Source organism: Rhizobium sp. AN6A (genome assembly GCF_900215635.1).
Lineage (GTDB): Bacteria > Pseudomonadota > Alphaproteobacteria > Rhizobiales > Rhizobiaceae > Agrobacterium > Agrobacterium tumefaciens.
The window spans coordinates 228,127-247,806 of the sequence record NZ_OCNC01000002.1 but is presented as its reverse complement, the minus strand read 5'-3'; the positions used below and the strand labels follow the sequence as shown (position 1 = coordinate 247,806).

16 protein-coding genes and 4 pseudogenes are annotated in these 19,680 nt (G+C 56.0%); 6 read left to right on the top strand and 14 right to left on the bottom strand.

The features are described from left to right. Window positions 1-27 precede the first annotated feature (27 nt). From CRO62_RS02495 to CRO62_RS02485, 3 genes and pseudogenes are all read left to right on the top strand, one after another. Window positions 28-1,173 carry a FecCD family ABC transporter permease gene (locus tag CRO62_RS02495; RefSeq protein WP_179784440.1) on the top strand — a complete coding sequence of 382 codons (1,146 nt, stop codon included), beginning with the start codon at window positions 28-30 and terminating at the stop codon, window positions 1,171-1,173. Continuing rightward, window positions 1,170-1,967 (top strand): ABC transporter ATP-binding protein, encoded by a 798-nt coding sequence (locus tag CRO62_RS02490; RefSeq protein ID WP_097099060.1) that lies wholly within the window; start codon window positions 1,170-1,172, stop codon window positions 1,965-1,967. The genes CRO62_RS02495 and CRO62_RS02490 overlap by 4 nt, the downstream gene beginning before the upstream one ends. Before the next feature lie 110 nt (window positions 1,968-2,077). Then, a pseudogene (locus tag CRO62_RS02485) lies at window positions 2,078-2,260 on the top strand (IS110 family transposase); the annotation flags it as partial. Between the two features lie 195 nt (window positions 2,261-2,455). Here CRO62_RS02485 and CRO62_RS02480 read toward each other — a convergent pair. The 10 genes and pseudogenes from CRO62_RS02480 to CRO62_RS02435 all read right to left on the bottom strand — a co-directional run. Then, window positions 2,456-3,343 carry a ribokinase gene (locus CRO62_RS02480; protein WP_097099058.1) on the bottom strand — a complete coding sequence of 296 codons (888 nt, stop codon included), beginning with the start codon at window positions 3,341-3,343 and terminating at the stop codon, window positions 2,456-2,458. Beyond that, on the bottom strand, window positions 3,340-4,215 hold the full coding sequence (locus CRO62_RS02475) for a MurR/RpiR family transcriptional regulator (protein ID WP_097099057.1): 876 nt from the start codon (window positions 4,213-4,215) through the stop codon (window positions 3,340-3,342). The genes CRO62_RS02480 and CRO62_RS02475 overlap by 4 nt, the downstream gene beginning before the upstream one ends. Further along, a complete protein-coding gene (locus tag CRO62_RS02470; protein ID WP_097099056.1) occupies window positions 4,212-5,189 on the bottom strand; it encodes an ABC transporter permease in 978 nt (325 codons plus the stop codon). The genes CRO62_RS02475 and CRO62_RS02470 overlap by 4 nt, the downstream gene beginning before the upstream one ends. 16 nt (window positions 5,190-5,205) lie before the next feature. Next, window positions 5,206-6,732: a sugar ABC transporter ATP-binding protein gene (locus tag CRO62_RS02465; protein WP_097099276.1), complete on the bottom strand. Its 1,527-nt coding sequence runs from the start codon at window positions 6,730-6,732 to the stop codon at window positions 5,206-5,208. A 60-nt stretch (window positions 6,733-6,792) separates the two neighbouring features. Continuing rightward, on the bottom strand, window positions 6,793-7,857 hold the full coding sequence (locus CRO62_RS02460; protein ID WP_097099055.1) for a substrate-binding domain-containing protein: 1,065 nt from the start codon (window positions 7,855-7,857) through the stop codon (window positions 6,793-6,795). Window positions 7,858-7,936: 79 nt separating this feature from the next. Next, on the bottom strand, window positions 7,937-8,908 hold the full coding sequence (locus tag CRO62_RS02455) for a sugar phosphate isomerase/epimerase family protein (protein WP_179784449.1): 972 nt from the start codon (window positions 8,906-8,908) through the stop codon (window positions 7,937-7,939). A gap of 299 nt (window positions 8,909-9,207) precedes the next feature. Next, window positions 9,208-9,435: pseudogene (locus CRO62_RS02450) on the bottom strand (PfkB family carbohydrate kinase); the annotation flags it as partial. Window positions 9,436-9,443: 8 nt separating this feature from the next. Further along, complete coding sequence (locus CRO62_RS02445; protein WP_097099053.1) at window positions 9,444-10,367, bottom strand: carbohydrate ABC transporter permease; 924 nt, start codon at window positions 10,365-10,367, stop codon at window positions 9,444-9,446. Between the two features lie 10 nt (window positions 10,368-10,377). Further along, entirely contained in the window at window positions 10,378-11,487 is a 1,110-nt protein-coding gene (locus CRO62_RS02440) for a carbohydrate ABC transporter permease (RefSeq protein WP_097099052.1), read from the bottom strand. A 100-nt stretch (window positions 11,488-11,587) separates the two neighbouring features. Beyond that, window positions 11,588-12,162: pseudogene (locus CRO62_RS02435) on the bottom strand (sugar ABC transporter substrate-binding protein); the annotation flags it as partial. Window positions 12,163-12,174: 12 nt separating this feature from the next. Here CRO62_RS02435 and CRO62_RS26995 point away from each other — a divergent pair. After that, window positions 12,175-12,270, top strand: a pseudogene (locus CRO62_RS26995) (integrase core domain-containing protein); the annotation flags it as partial. A 248-nt stretch (window positions 12,271-12,518) separates the two neighbouring features. Here CRO62_RS26995 and CRO62_RS02430 read toward each other — a convergent pair. The 3 genes from CRO62_RS02430 to CRO62_RS02420 form a co-directional block, all read right to left on the bottom strand. Continuing rightward, on the bottom strand, window positions 12,519-12,968 hold the full coding sequence (locus CRO62_RS02430; protein ID WP_097099051.1) for a hypothetical protein: 450 nt from the start codon (window positions 12,966-12,968) through the stop codon (window positions 12,519-12,521). Between the two features lie 233 nt (window positions 12,969-13,201). After that, window positions 13,202-15,067 carry a tyrosyl-tRNA deacylase gene (locus tag CRO62_RS02425; RefSeq protein WP_097099050.1) on the bottom strand — a complete coding sequence of 622 codons (1,866 nt, stop codon included), beginning with the start codon at window positions 15,065-15,067 and terminating at the stop codon, window positions 13,202-13,204. Between the two features lie 46 nt (window positions 15,068-15,113). Beyond that, window positions 15,114-16,013, bottom strand: coding sequence for a hypothetical protein (locus CRO62_RS02420; protein ID WP_097099049.1), 900 nt, complete (start codon window positions 16,011-16,013; stop codon window positions 15,114-15,116). Window positions 16,014-16,631: 618 nt separating this feature from the next. On the opposite strand from CRO62_RS02420, the gene CRO62_RS02415 reads away from it, so the two are divergent. Continuing rightward, entirely contained in the window at window positions 16,632-17,435 is an 804-nt protein-coding gene (locus CRO62_RS02415; protein ID WP_097099048.1) for a hypothetical protein, read from the top strand. Between the two features lie 127 nt (window positions 17,436-17,562). Here the strand turns inward: CRO62_RS02415 and CRO62_RS27490 are convergent, their stop codons facing one another. Next, window positions 17,563-18,186, bottom strand: a complete 624-nt coding sequence (locus CRO62_RS27490; RefSeq protein WP_097099047.1) for a UvrD-helicase domain-containing protein — start codon at window positions 18,184-18,186, stop codon at window positions 17,563-17,565. Window positions 18,187-18,237: 51 nt separating this feature from the next. On the opposite strand from CRO62_RS27490, the gene CRO62_RS02405 reads away from it, so the two are divergent. Then, entirely contained in the window at window positions 18,238-19,668 is a 1,431-nt protein-coding gene (locus CRO62_RS02405) for an MBOAT family O-acyltransferase (protein WP_097099046.1), read from the top strand. Window positions 19,669-19,680 lie beyond the last annotated feature (12 nt).

Sequence of the window (19,680 nt, the reverse complement as noted above, 5' to 3'; positions counted from 1 at the left end):
CAGATTTTCAACAGGATGGGTCGCCTTATGGAAAAAGTGGGCGGTCCGTCACCTCAGTTTTTAAACGACGGCGGTTTTATGATGGCAGCGATTTCCGACACTGAGTTGGCACGCCAAGCGTTGCAGCCGGCAGCAACAGATTATGGCAAATCCGTCATCCGTCGCTTGGCTATTCTAGTGGCCTTGGCGCTGTTAGCGCTCTGCATATTCGTCATCGATATCCTGGTTGGATCGGGCACTTTGGCGCTAAACGAAGTCGTCAATGTATTGTTGTTTCCAGGCTCTGCCGACGCCAGTGCTCGATTTGTCGTGTGGGAACTGCGCATGCCGATGACGCTGATGGCCCTGATCACGGGAATTAGCCTGTCTCTATCCGGCCTGCTGATGCAGAGCATTCTGGACAATCCTCTCGCCGAACCCTTTACCCTTGGTGTCTCGTCGGCGGCTGGTTTTGGTGCCGCGCTTTCTCTTGGTTTCAGCGTTTCGATCACCAGCATTATGCCCTGGTTGCCGCCCGAGCTGATTACCGCAGTCAACGCGTTCCTGTTTGCACTCCTGGCCGCTGGCCTGGTGCTAGGCCTGTCTCGGGGTGGCGCAAGCGTCCAGTCCATCACGCTGCTTGGTATCGCTCTGCATTTCGTCTTCAGTTCACTGCTGTCGCTGGTGCAGTATATGGCAAGCGTCGATCAGCTCCAAAGCATCGTCTTCTGGCTGATGGGGTCGCTGCAGCGTGCCACCTGGCTAAAGGTTGGGATTTCTGCCGCGATCTGCGCGGTGACGCTACCGCTGGTACTCTTTCATGCCTGGTCGCTGACGACGTTGCGCAGCTTTGGTGAACAGGCGACCGTATACGGCGTAAATGTCCGTTTGCTGCGCGTCCTGATGCTGACAATTGCTGCCATGCTGGCGGGCGCCGTCACCGCAGTGGTCGGCATCATCGGCTTCATCGGCCTGGTCGCTCCGCATGTGGCACGCATGCTAGTCGGCGAGGATCATCGGTTCACGATTGTGGCAACGATTGCCGTCGGCGCGGTGTTTGCCACCATGGCGTCGCTGGCTACCAAGATCATCGTGCCCGGTGCTGTTCTACCGCTCGGCATGGTGACTTCGCTGACCGGACTGCCGTTCTTCATATTTCTTGTGCTTCGCCAGACCAAGGGAGATGCACGATGACACTGAAGCTTTACAACTACGGTGTCTCGATCGGGCGCAAGACGATCGTCCGCAACATAGTGATCGAGGCTAGGGCCGGTGAATTGCTCGCTGTGATGGGACCGAACGGCGCTGGGAAATCGACCTTCATGAAGGGTCTATGTGGGCTTAGGCCGGCATCGGGGCGGGCGACGATCGACGAAATGGATCTTCTTTCGGTAAAGCCCGCCCTGCGGTCCCGACTGGTTGGCTATGTTGCCCAGGACGTCAGCCACCTCAATGTCCAGTTGAGTGTTTTCGAGCTGCTTCTTTTGGCGCAGAACGGCGGGCGACATTCCTGGCGGGCAACAGACGACAGCTTTCGTCTTGCCGAGGAAACCCTCGACATGCTGGGCCTCTCACACTTTGCCAGGAGCCAGCCGGCCAGGCTTTCGGGCGGCGAACGGCAGATGATTTCTCTTGCCTTGGCGCTCGTGCGGAGACCGAAACTGCTCTTGCTGGACGAGCCGACCTCTGCTTTGGATCTGGCCAATCAGTTGCAGATGCTGGATGCAGTCCGGGCCTATACGAGGCAACACCGGATCGTGACGTTGGCCATTCTGCATGACATGAACCTCGCCACGCGCTACGCCGACAGCACGCTGGTTCTGGCAGAAGGTGCCGCGCATTCGTTCGGTGCAACGCGCGACGTCCTGACACCGGCGATGATCGCTTCGGTCTATGGCGTGGATTGCCGCAGAGTGGATGTCGAGAACGGACAGTTTACAGCAATATATCCCCTTTCGGTCATTGCATCTGTTCCGACCGGTGCGTGAGACTTCTTGGGTTGGAACAAGAGGAGTGCAAAATCGATGGGATGGAAGGCTCCCGCTCCCCCCGGTGCTAGAATGGCATCGGTTAGGATGGACAAACCGGGAGCGTTCGAATGGAAGAGATCTCTACTGTTGGCATCGATATAGCGAAATCGGTGTTTCAAGTTCATGCAATTGATGTCTGTGGCAACATAGTTGTGCGGCGACAGCTGCGTGGTCAGCAGATGCTGAAATTCTTCGCACAGGTGCCGCCTTGCCTCATCGGTATCGAGGCTTGCGGACCGGCTCATTATTGGACCGCAGGCTTTCGACTCCCTGAATTGTCAGGTGGAACAGATCACGAGGCGCCTCTCATCTAATTGCTATCGAATTTCTATGCACCTTCAGATCGCATAATCTTATGGAACCTGAGTGGCTGACAGTTTGCCGCCTTACCTTCTGAACACGTGTCGAATTGGCACGCGCGCTGCGCTTTATCATCAATGAGTTCGTCAAAGACGGTCTTCCTCTGGTGTCCCAACCAGTTTTGCAGCTTCGAAGTTTGCTTTTCGAAGCGCTTCGTTCATCGTTTTGCCCGACGCGATTTCCGCGGCCAGGACGCCAATAAACTCGTCTCCCGCCCCATGCGTACTCTCGACTTTTATCTTTACAGCCTCAATGACGATCTCCTCGCCATCGCGATTTGCGTAAGCGACCCCTGAACCGCCAGCGGTGACGACGATCTGCGGGAAGGTCTGCACCAGTTTCCGCGCGGCCTCCAAAGCGCCTTCGAGGGTCTCAACGACCGGAACGCCTGCCAGCATTTCGGCTTCGATGGCGTTGACGACGAGGATGTCGATCAGTGGCTGGAGATCGCTGGACAATGCGCGCGCGGGGGCAGCATTGACAAGCACCAGGCCACCTGCCTGTTTGACGGCGCGCGCGCCAACGACATTGGCGGCATCAGGAATCTCGTTTTGAAGGACGAGCAGTGTTGTCCTGGACAGCAGTTCACGAGCGGCACTCACATCGGCTTCACCAAGGGTCAGGTTGCTACCCGACACGATAACTGCACCGTAATCCCCCTCATCATCAAAGATGGCGACGCTCATGCCGGTGGACTGGGATGCATCGCGTCGAACGAAACTGTGATCAACGCCTTTGCGTTCCAGATTGGCAAGCAGGAACCGCCCGAAATCATCATTGGCGACGGCTCCGATCATTGAGGTCGCCACGCCTGTGCGTGCTGCCGAAACCGCCTGGTTTCCGCCCTTGCCGCCGCTTTTGGGGTGCCATGACGTGCCGGTGACCGTCTCGCCCTTGCGTGGCCGCGATGGCCCCATGACGGCAATATCATAATGCAGACTGCCGAAAACAGTGACGAGAGGCGAGGATGTCATGAAGGTTTATCTTTCCGTTTGGATTTGACCGCGGACATGGTCCGGTCAAGATTTCGTTCAGCCGCCTGATAGTCGCGTTGCGCGACCGCCATGAAGACGGCGTCAAGAATATTCAGTTGTGCGATGCGGGCCGCAGCATTTTCCCCCATGAGGGGAGAGCCCTGAGCCGTAGAACAGAGGACAACGTCGGCGGCCTGCGCCAAGGCAGATGAGTTGTAATTGGTAACCGCAATTGTCTGTGCGCCATTACGCTTGGCGAGTTGAAGCCCCTCAATGATTGCCGTCGTGTTGCCAGAATGGGAAAAGCCGATGGCGATATCGCCTTCGGACAATAGGGCTGCCGACATCAGCATCATATGTACATCGTCAAACACGCTGGCGCGCACGCCGATGCGAAGGAACTTATGCGATACATCCCGTGCGATTTGCGCAGAGCCACCCACACCGTAGAAATCCCGATGTTTTGCGCCGTGGATCAGGTCCGCTGCCTTATCGAACGCGACCATATCGAGAATGGAGAGGGTTTCCTCCAGGGCATTGATAGATGTCCGGAAAACCTTCTGCACGATTTCCTGGGAGGTATCGTCCACCGACAGTTCCTGATGCATGTCCGCAGTCGGCTGGCGGTTATATTGGCTGACGGCCGTGCGGAAATCTCGATAACCGGCAAAGCCCAGCTTCTTGGTGATCTTCACCACCATGGCTTCCGACACACCCGCATCATCTGCGATCTGCTTCAAGGACGTGTCATCGCTGAAGTCGCGCATGGCGAACACGGTATCGACAACCTTCGCTTCGAGTGGCGTCAGCAGGGGCATCATCATGCGGATGCGTGGGCCGACGGCCTTTGTGTCGAAGCTTTCGGAATTCATTCTCTTCCCCTTGTCGCGCGATCGATCATCATTGCGACGAGGATTATAAGGCCGGTGGCGAGGAGTTGATAGAAGGCCTGAACATTCATCAACGTCAAACCATTGCGCATTGCACCCAAGATGATCGCGCCCAGAATGGTGCCGAGAATGCTGCCCTTGCCGCCCATAAGCGATGCGCCGCCGATGGCTGCTGCAGCAATGGCGTCCAGTTCCCATAGATTGCCGAGAATGGGTTCGGCAGCACCGAGGCGTCCGATGAGGATGAGCGAGGCGAGAGCTGCTAGACCGCCGGAAATGACATAGGCCGTGATCTTCGTGCGGGCAATCGGAACGCCAGCGACATAAGCGGCTTCTTCATTGCCACCGACAGCCATCAGGTATTCGCCAATCGGCGTCTTCTTGAGCAGGATCCATGCGGCAATGGCAACGACAGCAACGATCAAAACAGGCGTTGGTATGCCGAAGAGATTGCCGTTGAATAGTGAGCGGAAGCCGGGAGGAATACCGAGAACGGGGTTACCGCCAGTGTAGATCAACGCAATGGCGCGGTAGGTGCTGAGCGTTCCCAGCGTGACGATGAAGGGTTGCAGGCCGACATAAGCAACGAGCGCGCCATTGATGAATCCGCAAAGAACGCCAACGCCGAGACCGGCGAGGATTGCCAGCGGTATCGGTGTGCCAGCAACGAGCAGGCTAGCGGTGACGACCGCTGAGATCGCTGCCGTCGGGCCAACCGACAGATCGATGCCGCCGGAGATGATAACCAGCGTCATGCCAAGCGCCAGGCAGGCATTGATGCTGGACTGCTGGAGAATGTTGACGAGGTTTCGCTCGGAAATGAAGCCCGGCACCAGTGCGGCAAACACCGCCATGATGACGATGAGACCGATCAGCGTTCCCCCATCGCGCAGTGAAAACGAGAAACGGCGGAAAGCCGGAGCAGAGGTGGCGGGTGCATTCGAAGTGCTGGTCATGGGTTGTCCTGTAGGTTCACACGGGTCGCGCAATGCGCGCGTCATCCGCATCTGCATTCGTCCCTGGAATGGCATGCGCGACAATCGCGCTTTCGCTCAGTTGATCACGTTCAATGGTCGCGGCAATCCGCCCCTCCCGCATGACCAGCACGCGGTCAGACAGACGGATGACTTCCGGAAGTTCGGAAGAGACGACGATGATCGAATGGCCCTCACGGGCGAGATATTCAATCAGGTGATAGATTTCCGACTTGGCCCCGACATCGATTCCGCGGGTGGGCTCATCGAACAGCAGAATTTGCGACTTGGCCGCCAGCCAGCGCGCGATAATCGCCTTTTGCTGGTTGCCGCCGCTGAACAGGCGGATTGGGCGATCCAGTTGGAACGGACGCAGATTGACTCGCTTCAACAGATCCTGCGCGGTGGCGCGTAGCTTGGAGTTGCTGATCATGCCGCCGGATGAAAAGCTGCCGAGGGAAGCCAGCGCCATATTGGTGGAGACGGGACGCAATGGGATGATACCCTCACGCTTGCGCTCTTCCGGCACCAGTCCGATACCGGCCGCAATCGCATCACGCGGATTGGCGAAGCTTTGCTCCTTGCCATCGATGCTGATCGATCCTGCACTTGCGCGGTCAACACCCGCCAGCAGGCGCAAGAGTTCCGTGCGGCCAGAGCCAACCAGCCCGGCAATGCCGAGAACTTCGCCCTTGTGCAAAGTGAAGGACACGTCACGAATTCTGGTGGCCGAGGACAGGTTTCTGGCTTCGAGCTTGATGGTATTGGTGACGAATGACTGATGCTCTTCCTGCATCAACTCGCGACCGACCATTTTGGCAATCACATCGGTTTCCGAAACGTCCGCAAGATTGACGATATCAACCAGCTTGCCATCGCGCATGATGCTGGAGCGCTGGCAGATGCGGAACACCTCATCCATCTTGTGCGAAACGTAGATAATGGAAACGCCGCTTTGCGACAGGCTGCCGATGACTTCGGCCAGACGATCGAACTCGCTCGGCGTCAGACTCGATGTCGGCTCATCCATGGCGATCAACTTCGCCCTGTCCAGAAGCGCGCGACCGATTTCAACGATCTGGCGCTGCGCGACTTTCAGCGAGGATATCGGTGCAGACGGGTCGATAGTCTTGTCGATCATGGACAGTGCTTCGGCTGCGCGCGCTTCCTGCTCGCGGCGGGACACGAACATGCCGCCCATATGCGTCAGCGAATGTCCGAGGAACATGTTCTGGGCGACACTTAAGTGTGGGACCTGCTGAAGTTCCTGATGGATCATCGCAATACCGGCGGCACGTGCGTCCATCGGCTTTTTGAAGGCGACGGCCTCTCCGTCCACGAAGACGGTACCGGATGTGGGGCGATACACACCGGACAGGATGCGCAAAAGCGTTGACTTGCCGGCTCCGTTTTCGCCGAGAAGTCCATGGATTTCGCCGGGAGCCACGTCAAACGAAACGTCCGTCAGCGCGTTGACACCGGGAAAGCTCTTGGAAATCGTCTCGAATCTCAGTCGTGGCGTCATCGTTCCATCTCTTGGCTGATGGAGATGCCGAGGTTGATGCGGCATCTCCTTGAGCATCGATTACTTTGCAGTTTTGGCATCTTCCATCAGCACGGCGCGCGCATCGACGCCCTCGCCCTGATAGCGGCTGAGATTATCGGCAGTGATCAGCGCCTGCGGAGTGGCAACCACGCGTGGCAACTTCTGACCGGCAACGAGACGCAGCGCGGTTTCCAGCGCAACTTCGCCCGTTAGAACCGGGAAACTATCCACGGTGCCGGTGAGTTCGCCTGCTTTGATCGACGCATAGGCATCGGAGATACCATCGGTGCCGAACACCGCGACCTTGCCAGCAAGACCGGCAGCCTTGACCGCTTCAACGATGCCCAGCGCCATGCCGTCATTGTTGGCGTAAAAGCCGATCAGATCAGGATGCTGGTTGAGGATGTTTGTAGCAGCGTCGTAAGATGTCTGGCGGTCCCAGTTGCCAGGAACGCTGGCAACGACCTGGAACTTGTCATTCTCAGTGATCGTGGACTTGAAACCGTCGGTGCGCTGAACGGCGGCATAGACGCCAGCCTGACCCTCGACAATGGCAACCTTGCCGCCCTGCGGACGGTTTTCGATAAACCACTTGGCAACACGCACGCCGTTATCGCGCTGAACGTTACCGACATAATGCTCAGCCTGCGGAATGACGGCGTCATTGACGTTGACGACGGGAACATTGGCGGCCTTGGCCTGCTCGATGACCGGCTGGAGATTGGCATCGGTCTGCGGCGAGACGAGCAGAACATTATAGCCCTGCGTGATCATGCCTTCGGCAATCGTCAGCTGGCCCAGTTGGTCGCCTTCGCTCTGCGCTGCCTGATAGGCAACGGGAACGCCGACTTTCTTGCCGAAAGCCTCATATCCGAGACCGAGCGAGCGCCAGTATTCATTGGTCAGCGTTTTGGAAACCGCACCTGCCTTCGTGCCTTCAGGCAGCTTCGGGAAAGGCCCAAGCTTGGCTTCAAGCTGCGACCAGTCCATGCGATCCTTTTCCGTGTCGGAATTCAGCGGCGCAAGTTCCTGCGCAAAGGCTGCGCTGAACAGGAAGCTGGCGGCAAGCCCGGCAGCAAGTGTCGTCTTCAAAAAGGTCTTCATCGGTTTCCTCCCGGATGGAATGTGTCGGCACGCCTTCGGCATGCGTTGTGACTAGGTTTTCGGATTTTTCCTGCCCAGATCAACCGAGCATCAGCTCCTGAATGACGGCCTGCGCAGAAACGGCATCCTGACGTTCAACGGCACCGGACAGGCGATTGTCCTGCTCGATACGATCCACCACTTTCAGCATCCGCTTGACGGTCTGAATGTTGACTTCGCATTCGTGAACCGGGTCGAGACCCGTCATGTCAGGGAAGGTGTCGAAATAGATCGCGCCACCATAACCATCCTTGCGGATCTGGCGCAGAAGCTCGATTGTCTGCTGCGTGTGAACAGCGCCAACCATCAGGCCGTCATCACGCTTGGCGTAACCGTCATTGAGATGGACGCCGAGAACGCGGCTGTAGCGGGCAATCAGGGCGGCAGCGAAAGCAGGCTGCTCGTCTGCATAAAGCACATGAGCGAAGTCCAGCGTCACGCCAAGGTTGGGCATATCTACATCCTTGATAGCCAGAAGGGTGGTCGCACAATCAGGCATCAGACTGTAGGAACGCGGCTCGTTCGGCTTGTATTCGATGCTGACGAGGCAATCCGGATCATGCGCGCAAACTTCACGAATTCCGTCAATCTCGTGTTGCCAAAGTGTGTGGTAGTCAGCCTGGAAGGCGTAATCGAAACCGTCCTGGCCCAGCCACAGCGTCATCAGATTGCTGCCAGCGGCGCGCGCGGCGTCGATACCCTTCTTCGTCAGATCAATCGCTTCACGCCGCACAGCTGCGTCAGGATTGGTGAAAGCACCGATCTTGAAGGCTGGATTGGTATAATAGCGCATGGCAAAGCCATTGATCGCAAGGCCGAGATCGCCGATCTGGCGCGCAAGAAGTGCCGGATCATCGGCCACATGGTCGGGATAATTCAGGTCTAGATCCGTCAGACCCTCCACCTTTGCGGCGCGCTTTGCCATTTGCAACATGGTCGGCTTGCCGGAAAGATCAGGCCATTCGGCAGCAGGCTTCGAGGCAAAGGAATTCAGTCGGGTGGCGAATTTCAATTGGGTCACTGGTCTTGCTCACTTCACTCGTTGTTGACCTAACTTCACAAAATAAAGAAAGTTTGTAAAGCTTAATGTGTTGTGCAATGCATTAATTCGTTTTGGATCCGTCTTTTTCGACCTTATTCCGCGCCCCTTAGGACGCGCGAAGTCAGCCACCAGAATCCCGGCAGCCATCAATGGTCAGGCATTACAGAGGCCATGAACTAAGAAGCCAATCCGTTGGCGTCAGCGCGCCGTGAGGCCGCACCCGTCGGCTGGTCGTCCATAATTTTCAACTTGGCGTTTACCCGGGCTCATTCGTAAGTCTTCAGCGCCAGATCGCCAAAAGTATCGCGACCGATCTTCGAAATGAAAGATACCTCGGCACCTGCCCGCGCCGCAGCGACGGCCTGGTTGGAACCCTTGCCGCCCGGTCCAACCGAGAAACCGCTGCCGGTGATGGTTTCCCCGAGAGCAGGCATGCGTGGAGCGAGATAGGCCGTATCGGCATCAAAAATACCAAGGGTGGAAACGCCAGAATTCATTCAAGACCTCACTTTACGGCACCTGCGGTGAGACCCTTCACGATGTAACGCTCCAGGAATATACCAACGAGAACGAGGGGCATGATAGCCGCTGTCGCAATAGCCGCCATTGACCACCAATTGATGCCCTGAGAGCCGGTCTGGCTTGCGACCATCACCGGTAGCGTCTTGGCATTCGAACTCGTCAGAAGTGCTGCAAAGAAGTACTCGTTCCAGCAGAGAATGACCGACAGGATGAAGGCCGCGACCATGCCGGGCAGGGCGATGGGCAGAACGATCCTCAGGAAGGCGCCCCAGATGGAACAGCCATCGACAAGCGCTGCCTGCTCCAATTCGACGGGGATGGTGTCGAATTGGTCGCGCATGATCCAGATGACGATCGGCAGCACCATGAGCGTATAGACGAGGATCAGTCCGACGAGCGTGTCGAGCAGCATCAGGTGCTTGTAGAGAACCAGAAAGGGCATCGCCAACACCACCGGCGGCAGAATGAGCTGCGACAGGAAGAAGAAGGAAATGTCCTTGTTTTTCATCCAGAGAAACTTGTAGGAAAACCGGCTGAGGCCATAGGCCGCCAGCGAGCCGATCAACACGGCCAGAAACGATGCGCCAGCCGAGGCAACGATGCTGTTGAGAAAGCGGCGAATGAATTCATCGCGCACCGTCGATTGCGCGAGGATCGTATCGGGCGAGAGGCCCAGCGAGCGCCAGCCTTTCCAGTCCGGCGTGAAGTCAACAAAGGGAATGAGATGCCCCTGCGTCACATTCACCGCCGTCTTGAAGGATGTGGTGATAGTCCAGTAGATTGGAAAAAGCGAGACGAAAGCCCAGAACACCAAGGCAGCATAGATCAGCAGACTGCTGGTCAGAAACTGCGGGCGGCGGGACCAGAGGCTTGGTTGCGGGGTGGATGTTTCAACATGTGTTGCCATCGGCTCAGCCTCAATTGTCACGTTGCATCCACCGGCTCGCCCCTTTGAGGATGAGCGCGACGAAAATGATGATGATGACGAGATAGAATTCCGCAAGCATCGTGCCGTAACCGACATTGGAACGGTCTCGATATTCGCGGAAGATGAAGCTCGACACCGTATCGGTCGCGCCGCCCGGCCCGCCTGCCGTGACGTTGATGACGATATCGGCCAGCTTCAGCTGAAAAATGATGCGCAGAATGATGACGGTGATGCTGACCGGCAGCATCAGTGGAAAGGTGATTTCCTTGAAACTCTGCCAGCCGGAAGCACCATCCACTTTCGCCGCCTCCTTGATCTCCGAAGGCAAGGCCTGAAGGCCCGCAAGTAGCAGGATCATCATGAAGGGTATGGAAACCCAGGCATCCATGGCCATGATCGAGGAGCGCGCCAGCCACGGGGTGGAGAAAAATGCCGGATTATCCCATCCGAGATGGCGCGCAAGCGTGGCCGCCGGTCCGAAACGATACTCCATCAGCGATTTGCCGATCATCCAGCTGACGGCAACGGGACTGAGCATCAGGGGCAGCAGGAACGTGACACGGAAGAATTTTCGCGCCTTGATCTCCGCGTTCAGCAGCAGTGCCAGCGCAAAGGCGATGGCATATTGCACCAGCACCGACAGAACATAATAGACCATGTTCAGCAGCGCGTTCCAGAAATAGCGATCCGCAAACAGCGTGCGCAGATTATCCAGTCCATTGAACCGGCGGCCCGCCACCGCACTGAGGTTCCAGTCGGTAAAGGCGATATAGAGGCCGAAAACCGTGGGAAAGACCACCATGGCAACAGTAAAGAGAACGGCAGGCAACACGAAAGCCGCCCGCTGGCCCGCCTCTCCGCGGATCATCACTTGTGCTGCGCAAAGCGCCACCGCCCAGATGATGTACGCAAACAGCAGCGGTCGCCAGCTGACGAAACCAAAGGCCGTGATGCCCGCCACGTCAGTGATCTGCGCGAGAAGAACGCCAAGGAGCAGCACCGTCGCCGCCACCAGCAACAGCTTGCCGCGCCGCGCGGAGCTGGGTGGAACGATGGTCCGTTCCACGGGGCTGATGGTTTGCGTGATCGTATGCGACATGGGCAGACCTCTGGGCTGGTGAGCCGAATGGAAGACTTTGTGGTTCAGGCGGCAAAATCCCGCCGCCTGAGCTATTGCAACTAAAAACCGGCACCGGGCATCATGCCCCAAGCGAGGCCTTGTAGAGTGCAATCTGCTTGTCGCGCCCAAGCTGATCCGTCAGCTTTTCCCACGCCGCAGCGATGGAGTCCGCACCGGCCTGCGCCGTTGCCTGTCCCGCAAATACCTTGGCCAGTTCGTCTTCCGCGACACTGTAATATTGGAAGATGCCGGGAATGCGCGGTTCGATGGCAGCGTTTGGATGGTTGTAGGAGTTCGATTGCGAGGCGAGGTAACTTGTAATGAACGCCTCGTCGTAACCGGCAGACACCCATTCCTTGATGTAGAACTGGCTCTTGCGGTAGCACTGGAAGCCGGACGGGTAAGCGGCCGTCCAGATAGCAAGATCCTTGCCGCCGAGATGCGCGGATGCGCTCCACGCCGCCTTTTTCTTCTTCTCGTCGTTGTCAACACGCGCCATCACATAGACGCCCCAGCCGAGGTAGGCCATGTTCGGGGCATGGTTCGGGCCGCTCGCAAGCTTGTCCCACTGGCCGGTCTTCGAATTATAGACGTCGTCCGAGCCTGGAGGATGTCGAAGCCGATTGTGTCACCGACCACTGAAGAGTCACTGGTGCGCGCACCTGCGATTGGCGTAGAGACTACAATGAGTTCCGGCCACACAGCGCAATCGGCAACAAGGTGCCGATTTCGCTCATGAACGGCTCATCGGCGCAAACGCCGACCGGAGCCAAAACCCCGGAAAATTCCAGCTCCCGCTGGCCCAAAAACGGGGAGCACCTCACAAAACCGCTGGAGCGAACTCAAAACTGGATAAAACTTGGGGGCAACGTCAAACTGCCTCGGGTCTTCCAGCCTCGGACTAAGTCGGACGCCGAAGGCTCAACGATCTTTTAATCTTAAAAATCGCTTGCGTGTAGATTTCAGGCCGATTAGGCCTGAAATCCTTCTATTTTGCCCCAGAATGAGACTTAGGCTTTCTTCCAAGAGGCGTGATCAGATGCTGGAAGCGGGCCCGAGGGTGAACCAACTTGGCCGAAGATGCTCATGTTCGGATAGCTGGAGCCGGCGATCTTTTTGAATTGCTCGATAAAACTCACCTCATCTTTTCCCTTCTTTGCTGACTTGCAAGCGTAGATGTAGACACCCCCTGCGTAGTTCTCCGGAAAAATGTGAAGGTTGGCATTGAGGTCGCGGGCAGTCAGATAAAATGCATCCAGCTTGTTGCCGATAACGGGCTGGTTCTCGTCGCCGATCGCAGCGCCATGGGCAACAATATATAAGTCTTCCGACGCACCGAGATCGGGAATTTGGGAGTCGAAGATTTTGTACCAGGCACCGAATACACCGGCATTGGCGTTTGCGGCTTGTTGAGCGATATTGACCACCATCGGGTCATCGTTGCACGCTGCAATAATCATGTGTAGTTCCTTCCAAAACTTGGGGGTTGTGATATATCCGTCGGTCTTCGACGGTTGTTTCGGCGATGCGGTAAGATCGCCGAGAACCTCGTGGTCGCATTGCGCCGAGTTGATCGAAAGATTGATGGTGCAGTGCGGTAGATGCAGTGATTGAAGCGTCAGTGCGGGCGTTCGATAGAGCGGCAGCGAGAGCGATCCTCGCTGCCCGGCTGCCCGCCATTGGCTGGGCTGTGTCAGGCTCTCTCGTTCAAATCCTGCCGATAAGCCTGCAGTGACGCGATTTTTGCATCCGCTGCGGCTTCGCGTTCCGCAACGATCTCGGTGAGTTTCTCAGATGCGACTGAAAGATAAGCTTTGAGACTATCGCCGGTGAGATAGGTGCCGTTCAATTTGTTCAGCTTTGTCCAGCCTTCGGAAAAGCTGCGGTTGAACCTGTCGCAGACCACCCCAACGGCATGCCATTGGCCGGTCTGCCGCACGAAAAACTCATCGACGGAGCGGACGAGCTGTACGAAGCGGTTCCTTCGAATAACGTCCAGTTCAGCAACGGCTTCGATACCGCTGACCTGATGCTGGGCATCATCGGCGACTGCCTGCATGAAATCTGCGAATGTCTTGAAGAAAAACGCAACCTCCTCGATGATTTCCTTCATCCGTTTCAAGGCTGAGAGGCTGACGTTCAGCGACTGCACCGCAAGCTTGATCTTGTCGTCCTCAGTCTGCTTGCCTTTGAGCAAGGCGTTTATCTTTACGAGCTCGGCGGATTGGGTTCGGCGTTCCTTTTCATAAGCCTCCGCCTTGTCAATCATCTGCATCTGGATTTCGCGCAGGCTCGCCGCCTGCTGCTGCTGCTCGTCTGAGAGCTTGCCCAGCCCCTTGTCCAGAGCGTCGAGCGACGCCTGCAGGCTGGAAACCAGTGTTTCCTGTTTCGCAACTTTTTCCTCCTGTGCCGTGAGCTCGTCGGACCGCGCTTTCAGGCGCTTCTCAAGTTCGGCGAGTTCGACAGCCTTGCTCGATTTCGGATCGGCGCCCGCAGCGTCATCGGCTAGCTTGGACTTGGACTCCTCGAGCGACTTGATGTCCACCTTCAAAGCGTCGCGTTTTTCCAAGCTTTTGCGGAGTTCGGCCTTGCACTCGGAAAGCTCGCTTTGCTTGGCGGCCCCATTCTCCTTGCCGCCACCAGTCGATGTGTGGGAGCTTCCTCCCTGAGGCTGCCCGTCGACATCCTGCCCACCTTTGGACTGTCCCGAAAGCGCGCCGCCGACCGATGATGCCAGCATAGATGCCGGACCGCCAGCCACCAGGGCGATCGCAGGAATAGCGCTTGAAATCATCTGCGCGCCGACCCGCACAATTGACATGACAAAGGCGCGCTCTTCGGCGGTATTCGCCCGCGTCTCGTATTCAGCGGCCTTCTTTTCGAATTCCGCGACCTGAACTTTCAAATCGTTCACAAGCGATTCAAGCTGTTCGCGCCGGGCGTCCGCTTCCACAATTTCCTTTTCGATCGCCGCCTTGTCGACAAGCCGTTTACTGAGAACAGTTTCGCTCTTGTCCGTAGTCTGAACCGTATCCTTGATGATGCCATCATAGGAAGCGGCGATGACGAGAAGGTCATCGCGGACACCAAGGGCCTTGTCACGGATGTTTTTCGCCAGCTTTATCAGGTCTTTTGAAACGAACGTCTTGATCTCTGACTGGTCGTTCGCCTCGCGGACGTCGAGCCAATCCGGGAAGAGATCGGCGATCTGCTTTCCGATGCCATTGGCGACATCCATCGCCCGTCTCATGGTGATCTCGCTTTTCTGCTGAGCCGTTATCAGCTTGTTCATGATTGCACTGATGCGCACACGGACGTCGCCTTCCTCCTGCGGCGTGGTGTTGTAAGCGATGTAAAGCAGATCAATCGCGTTGTCGGTATCGCGCTTGGCGCGCTCGACATCGTATGTTCCCTGGATCTTGTCGACATAGGAACGGACAAGTGCCGTATCCGCCTTTGGAAGGCTGAATTTCGGCTGCGAAAGGATCGCGTCGACATTCATGTCGATTGCGCTGTTGATTTTGGCTTCCCGGCTTTCAAAAGTCGCGACATTGGTCATTTTCATGCTCCTGTTGAAGTGTGGTTAATGAGAGTCATGCGCATTCTCATGATCCGCATGCTCGCCTGGCTTCGTCCGGCAGGCCGGTTTCGTTGGACGAGATAAAGTGCGGTACGTCGTTGGTCAGACCGTCGATTTCGGCGGACAGCCTGTCAATTTGACGGATTCTGACATCGTCGGCATTGACGTCGGTTGCTTCTTTGAGGGTATTGGTGAAGGTGCCCACCAGAACGTTGAAGTCCTGGACCTTGACGTTGATGGTGGAAATCGCCGTCTTGAGCCTGGTGATCTGTTCTTCCAGCTGTTTGACCGCGCTCTGGTTTTCCACATTGCTCTGCTGGGCCGCCGCCAACTGGCGGCGATTGTTTTCAAGCTGATTGCGAACCCCTGAAAGGGCCTCTTCGGCATTGCGCAACCGGGGTAGCGCTGCCTGAAATTCCCTCTCCGCATCGTTCATCCAGCCCAGACCTTTGACGACCGCTTCACCGCCTTGGCAAATTCCAGGCAAAAAGAAGAGAACCTGGCTGCAGGTCCGCACACGATCCGCCTGTTCGTCCCGTTCCCTCCGCGCCTTTTCGAAAACAGCGCGGCGCGCCTGAACGTTCTGGTTCTCGGATTGGACAAGATCCTCGTAACCTTTCACGGCCGCTTCGGACTGCACGACCTGCCGTTCAAGCTCGATCTGCAGATACATGGCCTGCCCAAGCGCCCGCTCGCGATCGGCGCTGAACTGCTGTTGCGCCGTCAGGTGCTCCATCAGGCAAACGGACCGGCGGCCTAGCAAATCTCGGCTCGCTTCGGCCTTTGCCAGCTTCGACTGGAAGGCCGCTACCTGCTCTGTGGAGAGGGCGGCGGCCTGGGCAGGTGGCGCATACCGCATTTCGGGCACATCGAACTGCGTGGCGAGTGCGAAGATACTCGCAAAAATAACATGCCGAAGTTGCATCGCTTTATCCTCCTTTGGAGAATTCGGGGGTGAGAATAAGAACATCGCTCAGGCTGACGGTCGCGCAGCGTTGCGATCGACCGAATGACAGGCAGGCTGGAAAATATGGGGGGAACCCAGTTTCAGATGCAGTCTCTTTAGCTCTGCATGCCTCAAGAAAAGAAACCCTCTAAGATTGTTTTTCCGAGCGTTTCACGAAGCAGACGTTATCGTAAGCCCCATGTGAGAAAATAATAAAAACGGTAGGTTACCCCAATAATAGGCGTCACGTTCGCAAACTGTTTTAAAAGGGTACGCATTTGTCACGCTCCTTAACGTTCAATTTATGAGAGTATTTTTTAATACCTTTGAACAAGCCGGAACGGGAGTGCAACAAACTGCACATATCGTCATGATCGCCATTTTTAGCTGTCGCTCCTTCAGCGAGCGGGTGCAGCAGGCGCGTACAAACCAGAGCCGTCAGTTTCGCGATAAAGTAGCAAAGACTCAGAAACCCTCGGGAGAAAGGCGTCTCGAAAATAGATTTCCGAAGATTCGAAACCGGTCCCGCAAAGGAACGCCGATCGACCTGCGCCGGAGATAGTTCTTCAGAGGCTGACCCCGCTTGCGAACCGGATCATGAACGATGAGGCTTTCGATCAAGCCGTCACCTATCTTTGTGACCAGATAACACGCGTTTATAAAGAGGAGCGGCGCCTTGTCCGTGCGTTCGGTGATCTCGGGGCGTTCACCGCTGTCACGTGTGCGCTCGCTCTGTGCTCGATCCAAGGCGGTCGGTTTACATTGGCTACGGTTCAGCGGGTAGTCGTTCCCAAGGGTTGGGCGTCTAGCCGCAGGATACGTGCGCTGATAGACTGGCTGGAGCTGGAGAATACCGCTCAGCGTCATGCACCATTTTTCGATAACCGGGAGCGTCCATGGTCCTTAAATGGCTGGCTGGTTCTTACGGTAGGCACATTGGCTGAAATCTATTTGGCCGCGGCATCCCCCTGGATCGAACGTCAGCAAATAAATACGCCAGAGCAAACCGCGACTGTCAAAAGGAACTTGATCGATGGTGTGTGCTGGCTTTTGGCACACTCGCAGGAACTGCCTCAGATGTCTGATGAGATGCGGATGTTTCTTGGCCACGCGCCCGGGTTCCCGTTGCTGCTTGAGTTGCTGTCGGCAGCCGCAGCAAGTGAAGCTGATGGCACAGGGTGTGAGTTTTCCCGAAAGGCGGCCGCTCGGGCTTACGGGATTAGTCGCGCCCACGTTACCGGCCTGTTGGCAAAGGCCGAGCGACTGAACTATCTGAAGAGAACCGACTCTAGACTACATCTTAACAACCTCACGCTAAGAAACGTGCAGCGCGACCTTGCATACCAACTGGCATTTGTCGTTATATGGTGTGAAGGAATGGAGACGTACGATCGTAGCTAAAGGCTCTCCCTTGGATTTCTTCACGTCGTCTCTCAGAAGCTGGGAAACATGGCTTTGTGGTCTACAAGGCGTTTTTTCCGGTACTTCTTGCCCTCACGGCCCTGACAATATTCGTCATCAATTTCCCTCAATTGGCAACGATTGCGGCGGTAAGCATTATCGGTCTTCCAATAGCGCTGGTCCTGTGGGCGGCGGCGCCACTTTTATTCAGCCACTCAGCGAGAGCGTCGTTTCCTTTTTTCGTCCATCGCCAAGGTGTCTTCAGCTCATCGATCTGAGGAAACGTTGGCAGCACGTTATTTGTCCAATTGACAATCGGTTCTGCCCCAAAATCGAAAATTCCCTGGAGGGGATCACCGAACACTATCACAGGAACTGTGCGAGAAAGCGCTTTTGCGGTCTTATGCTGGCTGATCGTGCAATCCTGATATTCGTCTACCAGCACCATGGAGTACAAGGCCCTTATTACTACGTCAACGCTGCCTGAGGCGAGGAGCTGATGTGCGGCTTGGTAGACTGTAGGCCACTGGTTGCCACGAGGTGTGATGATTGGCGGAAGGCTAGAGGGTTTCGGAAAAGAGGATGCGTACCGAAGCGCCCAAGCAGCGATCGTATCCAAATGATACCGCTTTGGTATGATTCCTTTCGACTTCAAGCGTAGTCGGAGCGCATCAACACCGGCCCATGTGCGGGTCAACAACAAGTAGTTTAATTTTTTATTAACAGGTTGTTGACTCCTGCATAATTTCATATTCTTATATACGAATATTAATTTCGACCTTCATGAAGAAAGTCGATAAAGATGGTTTTTTCATCAAGCTTATTCATATTTATGTTTTTACCGATTGCGCTCGGTGTCTATTTTTCCGTTCCATTCCGGTACAAATCACTCGTTATACTTCTGTTTTCCTACCTGTTCTACGGATGGTGGAGGATAGATTACCTTGCCCTGCTTTTCCTCGTGACGCTCTGGAGCTATATCTTCGGAAAGCTGATCTATGTGGAACGCACGGCGCAAGCGCGCAAAAGATTGCTGATTGCTGCGATTTCCGGGCCTTTACTTGTGCTCGGTTATTTCAAATACTGCAATTTCTTCATGGACAGCCTCGCCGACCTCTTCAATGGCGGTGACCCGTTCAAATCGTGGCATGCACGAATCCTGCTACCGATTGGCATCTCTTTTTATATATTTCAGGCGATCTCATACCTTATCGATATTTATAGGGAAGACGCGCCACCAGCGCAGAACTTTTTCGATTTTGCAGCATTCAAGGCCCTGTTTCCGCAATTGGTTGCCGGTCCTGTCCTGCGTTACAAGGACCTTGCCCATCAGTTCACATATCGCCAGCATTCGCTCGAGCTTTTTGCCGAAGGTGGCATTCGGTTTTTTGCCGGGCTGGCCAAAAAAGTACTGATTGCGGATTCCGTGGCACCTATAGCGGATGCGATATTCGCCAAAGCCGACCCGACATTTGCCGAGGCCTGGCTTGGAACCATCGCTTATTCGATACAGCTGTATTTCGATTTTTCGGGCTATTCCAGCATGGCTATCGGATTGGGAATGATGATGGGATTCCGCTTTATCGAAAATTTCGACTGTCCCTATGTTTCCCGTTCCATCACGGAATTCTGGCGTCGCTGGCATCTCAGCCTGTCGGCCTGGCTGCGGGATTATCTCTATATTCCACTCGGCGGAAACCGGCTGGGAACGGTAAGGACGTATTTCAACCTGTTCATTACAATGGTGCTGGGCGGACTGTGGCATGGCGCGAACTGGACCTTCATACTGTGGGGTGTCTGGCACGGTGGGCTTCTGGCATTGGAGCGCCTGCTCGGGGTCAAGCCGTCCGATAAACGCTCTGTCGTGGCGTTGGGTGGCACCCTGTTGCTGGTCATGCTCGGGTGGGTCATGTTCCGATCACTCGACGTGCACAGCGCGGTTGACATGTATCGCGGACTGTCAGGTTTCAACGGGTTTGATATCCAGCCGGATATTGCGTGGCAGATCAAGAACTTCGCTCTTGCTTCCCTGGCCGTTGGTGTGGCGGTGGTGTTTATTGAGCCGTGGTTCAACCGGACTTTCCCGGCCGAGCGATTGATCCATATGCCGCTTCATCCGTCGACTGCGGGCGTGGCTTTGGCGGCAACGGGCATTGTCTGTTTTTTTGGCATGATTTCGATATTGAAGCTGACGGCCGACAATGATTCACCCTTCCTCTATTTTCAGTTTTAGGGAGTACGGCGC

Coding starts and splice junctions, on each gene's coding strand:
- CRO62_RS02495 (WP_179784440.1), top strand. CDS start 28: ATGGAAAAAGTGGGCGGTCCGTCACCTCAGTTTTTAAACGACGGCGGT.
- CRO62_RS02490 (WP_097099060.1), top strand. CDS start 1,170: ATGACACTGAAGCTTTACAACTACGGTGTCTCGATCGGGCGCAAGACG.
- CRO62_RS02480 (WP_097099058.1), bottom strand. CDS start 3,343: ATGACATCCTCGCCTCTCGTCACTGTTTTCGGCAGTCTGCATTATGAT.
- CRO62_RS02475 (WP_097099057.1), bottom strand. CDS start 4,215: ATGAATTCCGAAAGCTTCGACACAAAGGCCGTCGGCCCACGCATCCGC.
- CRO62_RS02470 (WP_097099056.1), bottom strand. CDS start 5,189: ATGACCAGCACTTCGAATGCACCCGCCACCTCTGCTCCGGCTTTCCGC.
- CRO62_RS02465 (WP_097099276.1), bottom strand. CDS start 6,732: ATGACGCCACGACTGAGATTCGAGACGATTTCCAAGAGCTTTCCCGGT.
- CRO62_RS02460 (WP_097099055.1), bottom strand. CDS start 7,857: ATGAAGACCTTTTTGAAGACGACACTTGCTGCCGGGCTTGCCGCCAGC.
- CRO62_RS02445 (WP_097099053.1), bottom strand. CDS start 10,367: ATGGCAACACATGTTGAAACATCCACCCCGCAACCAAGCCTCTGGTCC.
- CRO62_RS02440 (WP_097099052.1), bottom strand. CDS start 11,487: ATGTCGCATACGATCACGCAAACCATCAGCCCCGTGGAACGGACCATC.
- CRO62_RS02430 (WP_097099051.1), bottom strand. CDS start 12,968: ATGATTATTGCAGCGTGCAACGATGACCCGATGGTGGTCAATATCGCT.
- CRO62_RS02425 (WP_097099050.1), bottom strand. CDS start 15,067: ATGACCAATGTCGCGACTTTTGAAAGCCGGGAAGCCAAAATCAACAGC.
- CRO62_RS02420 (WP_097099049.1), bottom strand. CDS start 16,013: ATGCAACTTCGGCATGTTATTTTTGCGAGTATCTTCGCACTCGCCACG.
- CRO62_RS02415 (WP_097099048.1), top strand. CDS start 16,632: ATGAACGATGAGGCTTTCGATCAAGCCGTCACCTATCTTTGTGACCAG.
- CRO62_RS27490 (WP_097099047.1), bottom strand. CDS start 18,186: ATGAAATTATGCAGGAGTCAACAACCTGTTAATAAAAAATTAAACTAC.
- CRO62_RS02405 (WP_097099046.1), top strand. CDS start 18,238: ATGGTTTTTTCATCAAGCTTATTCATATTTATGTTTTTACCGATTGCG.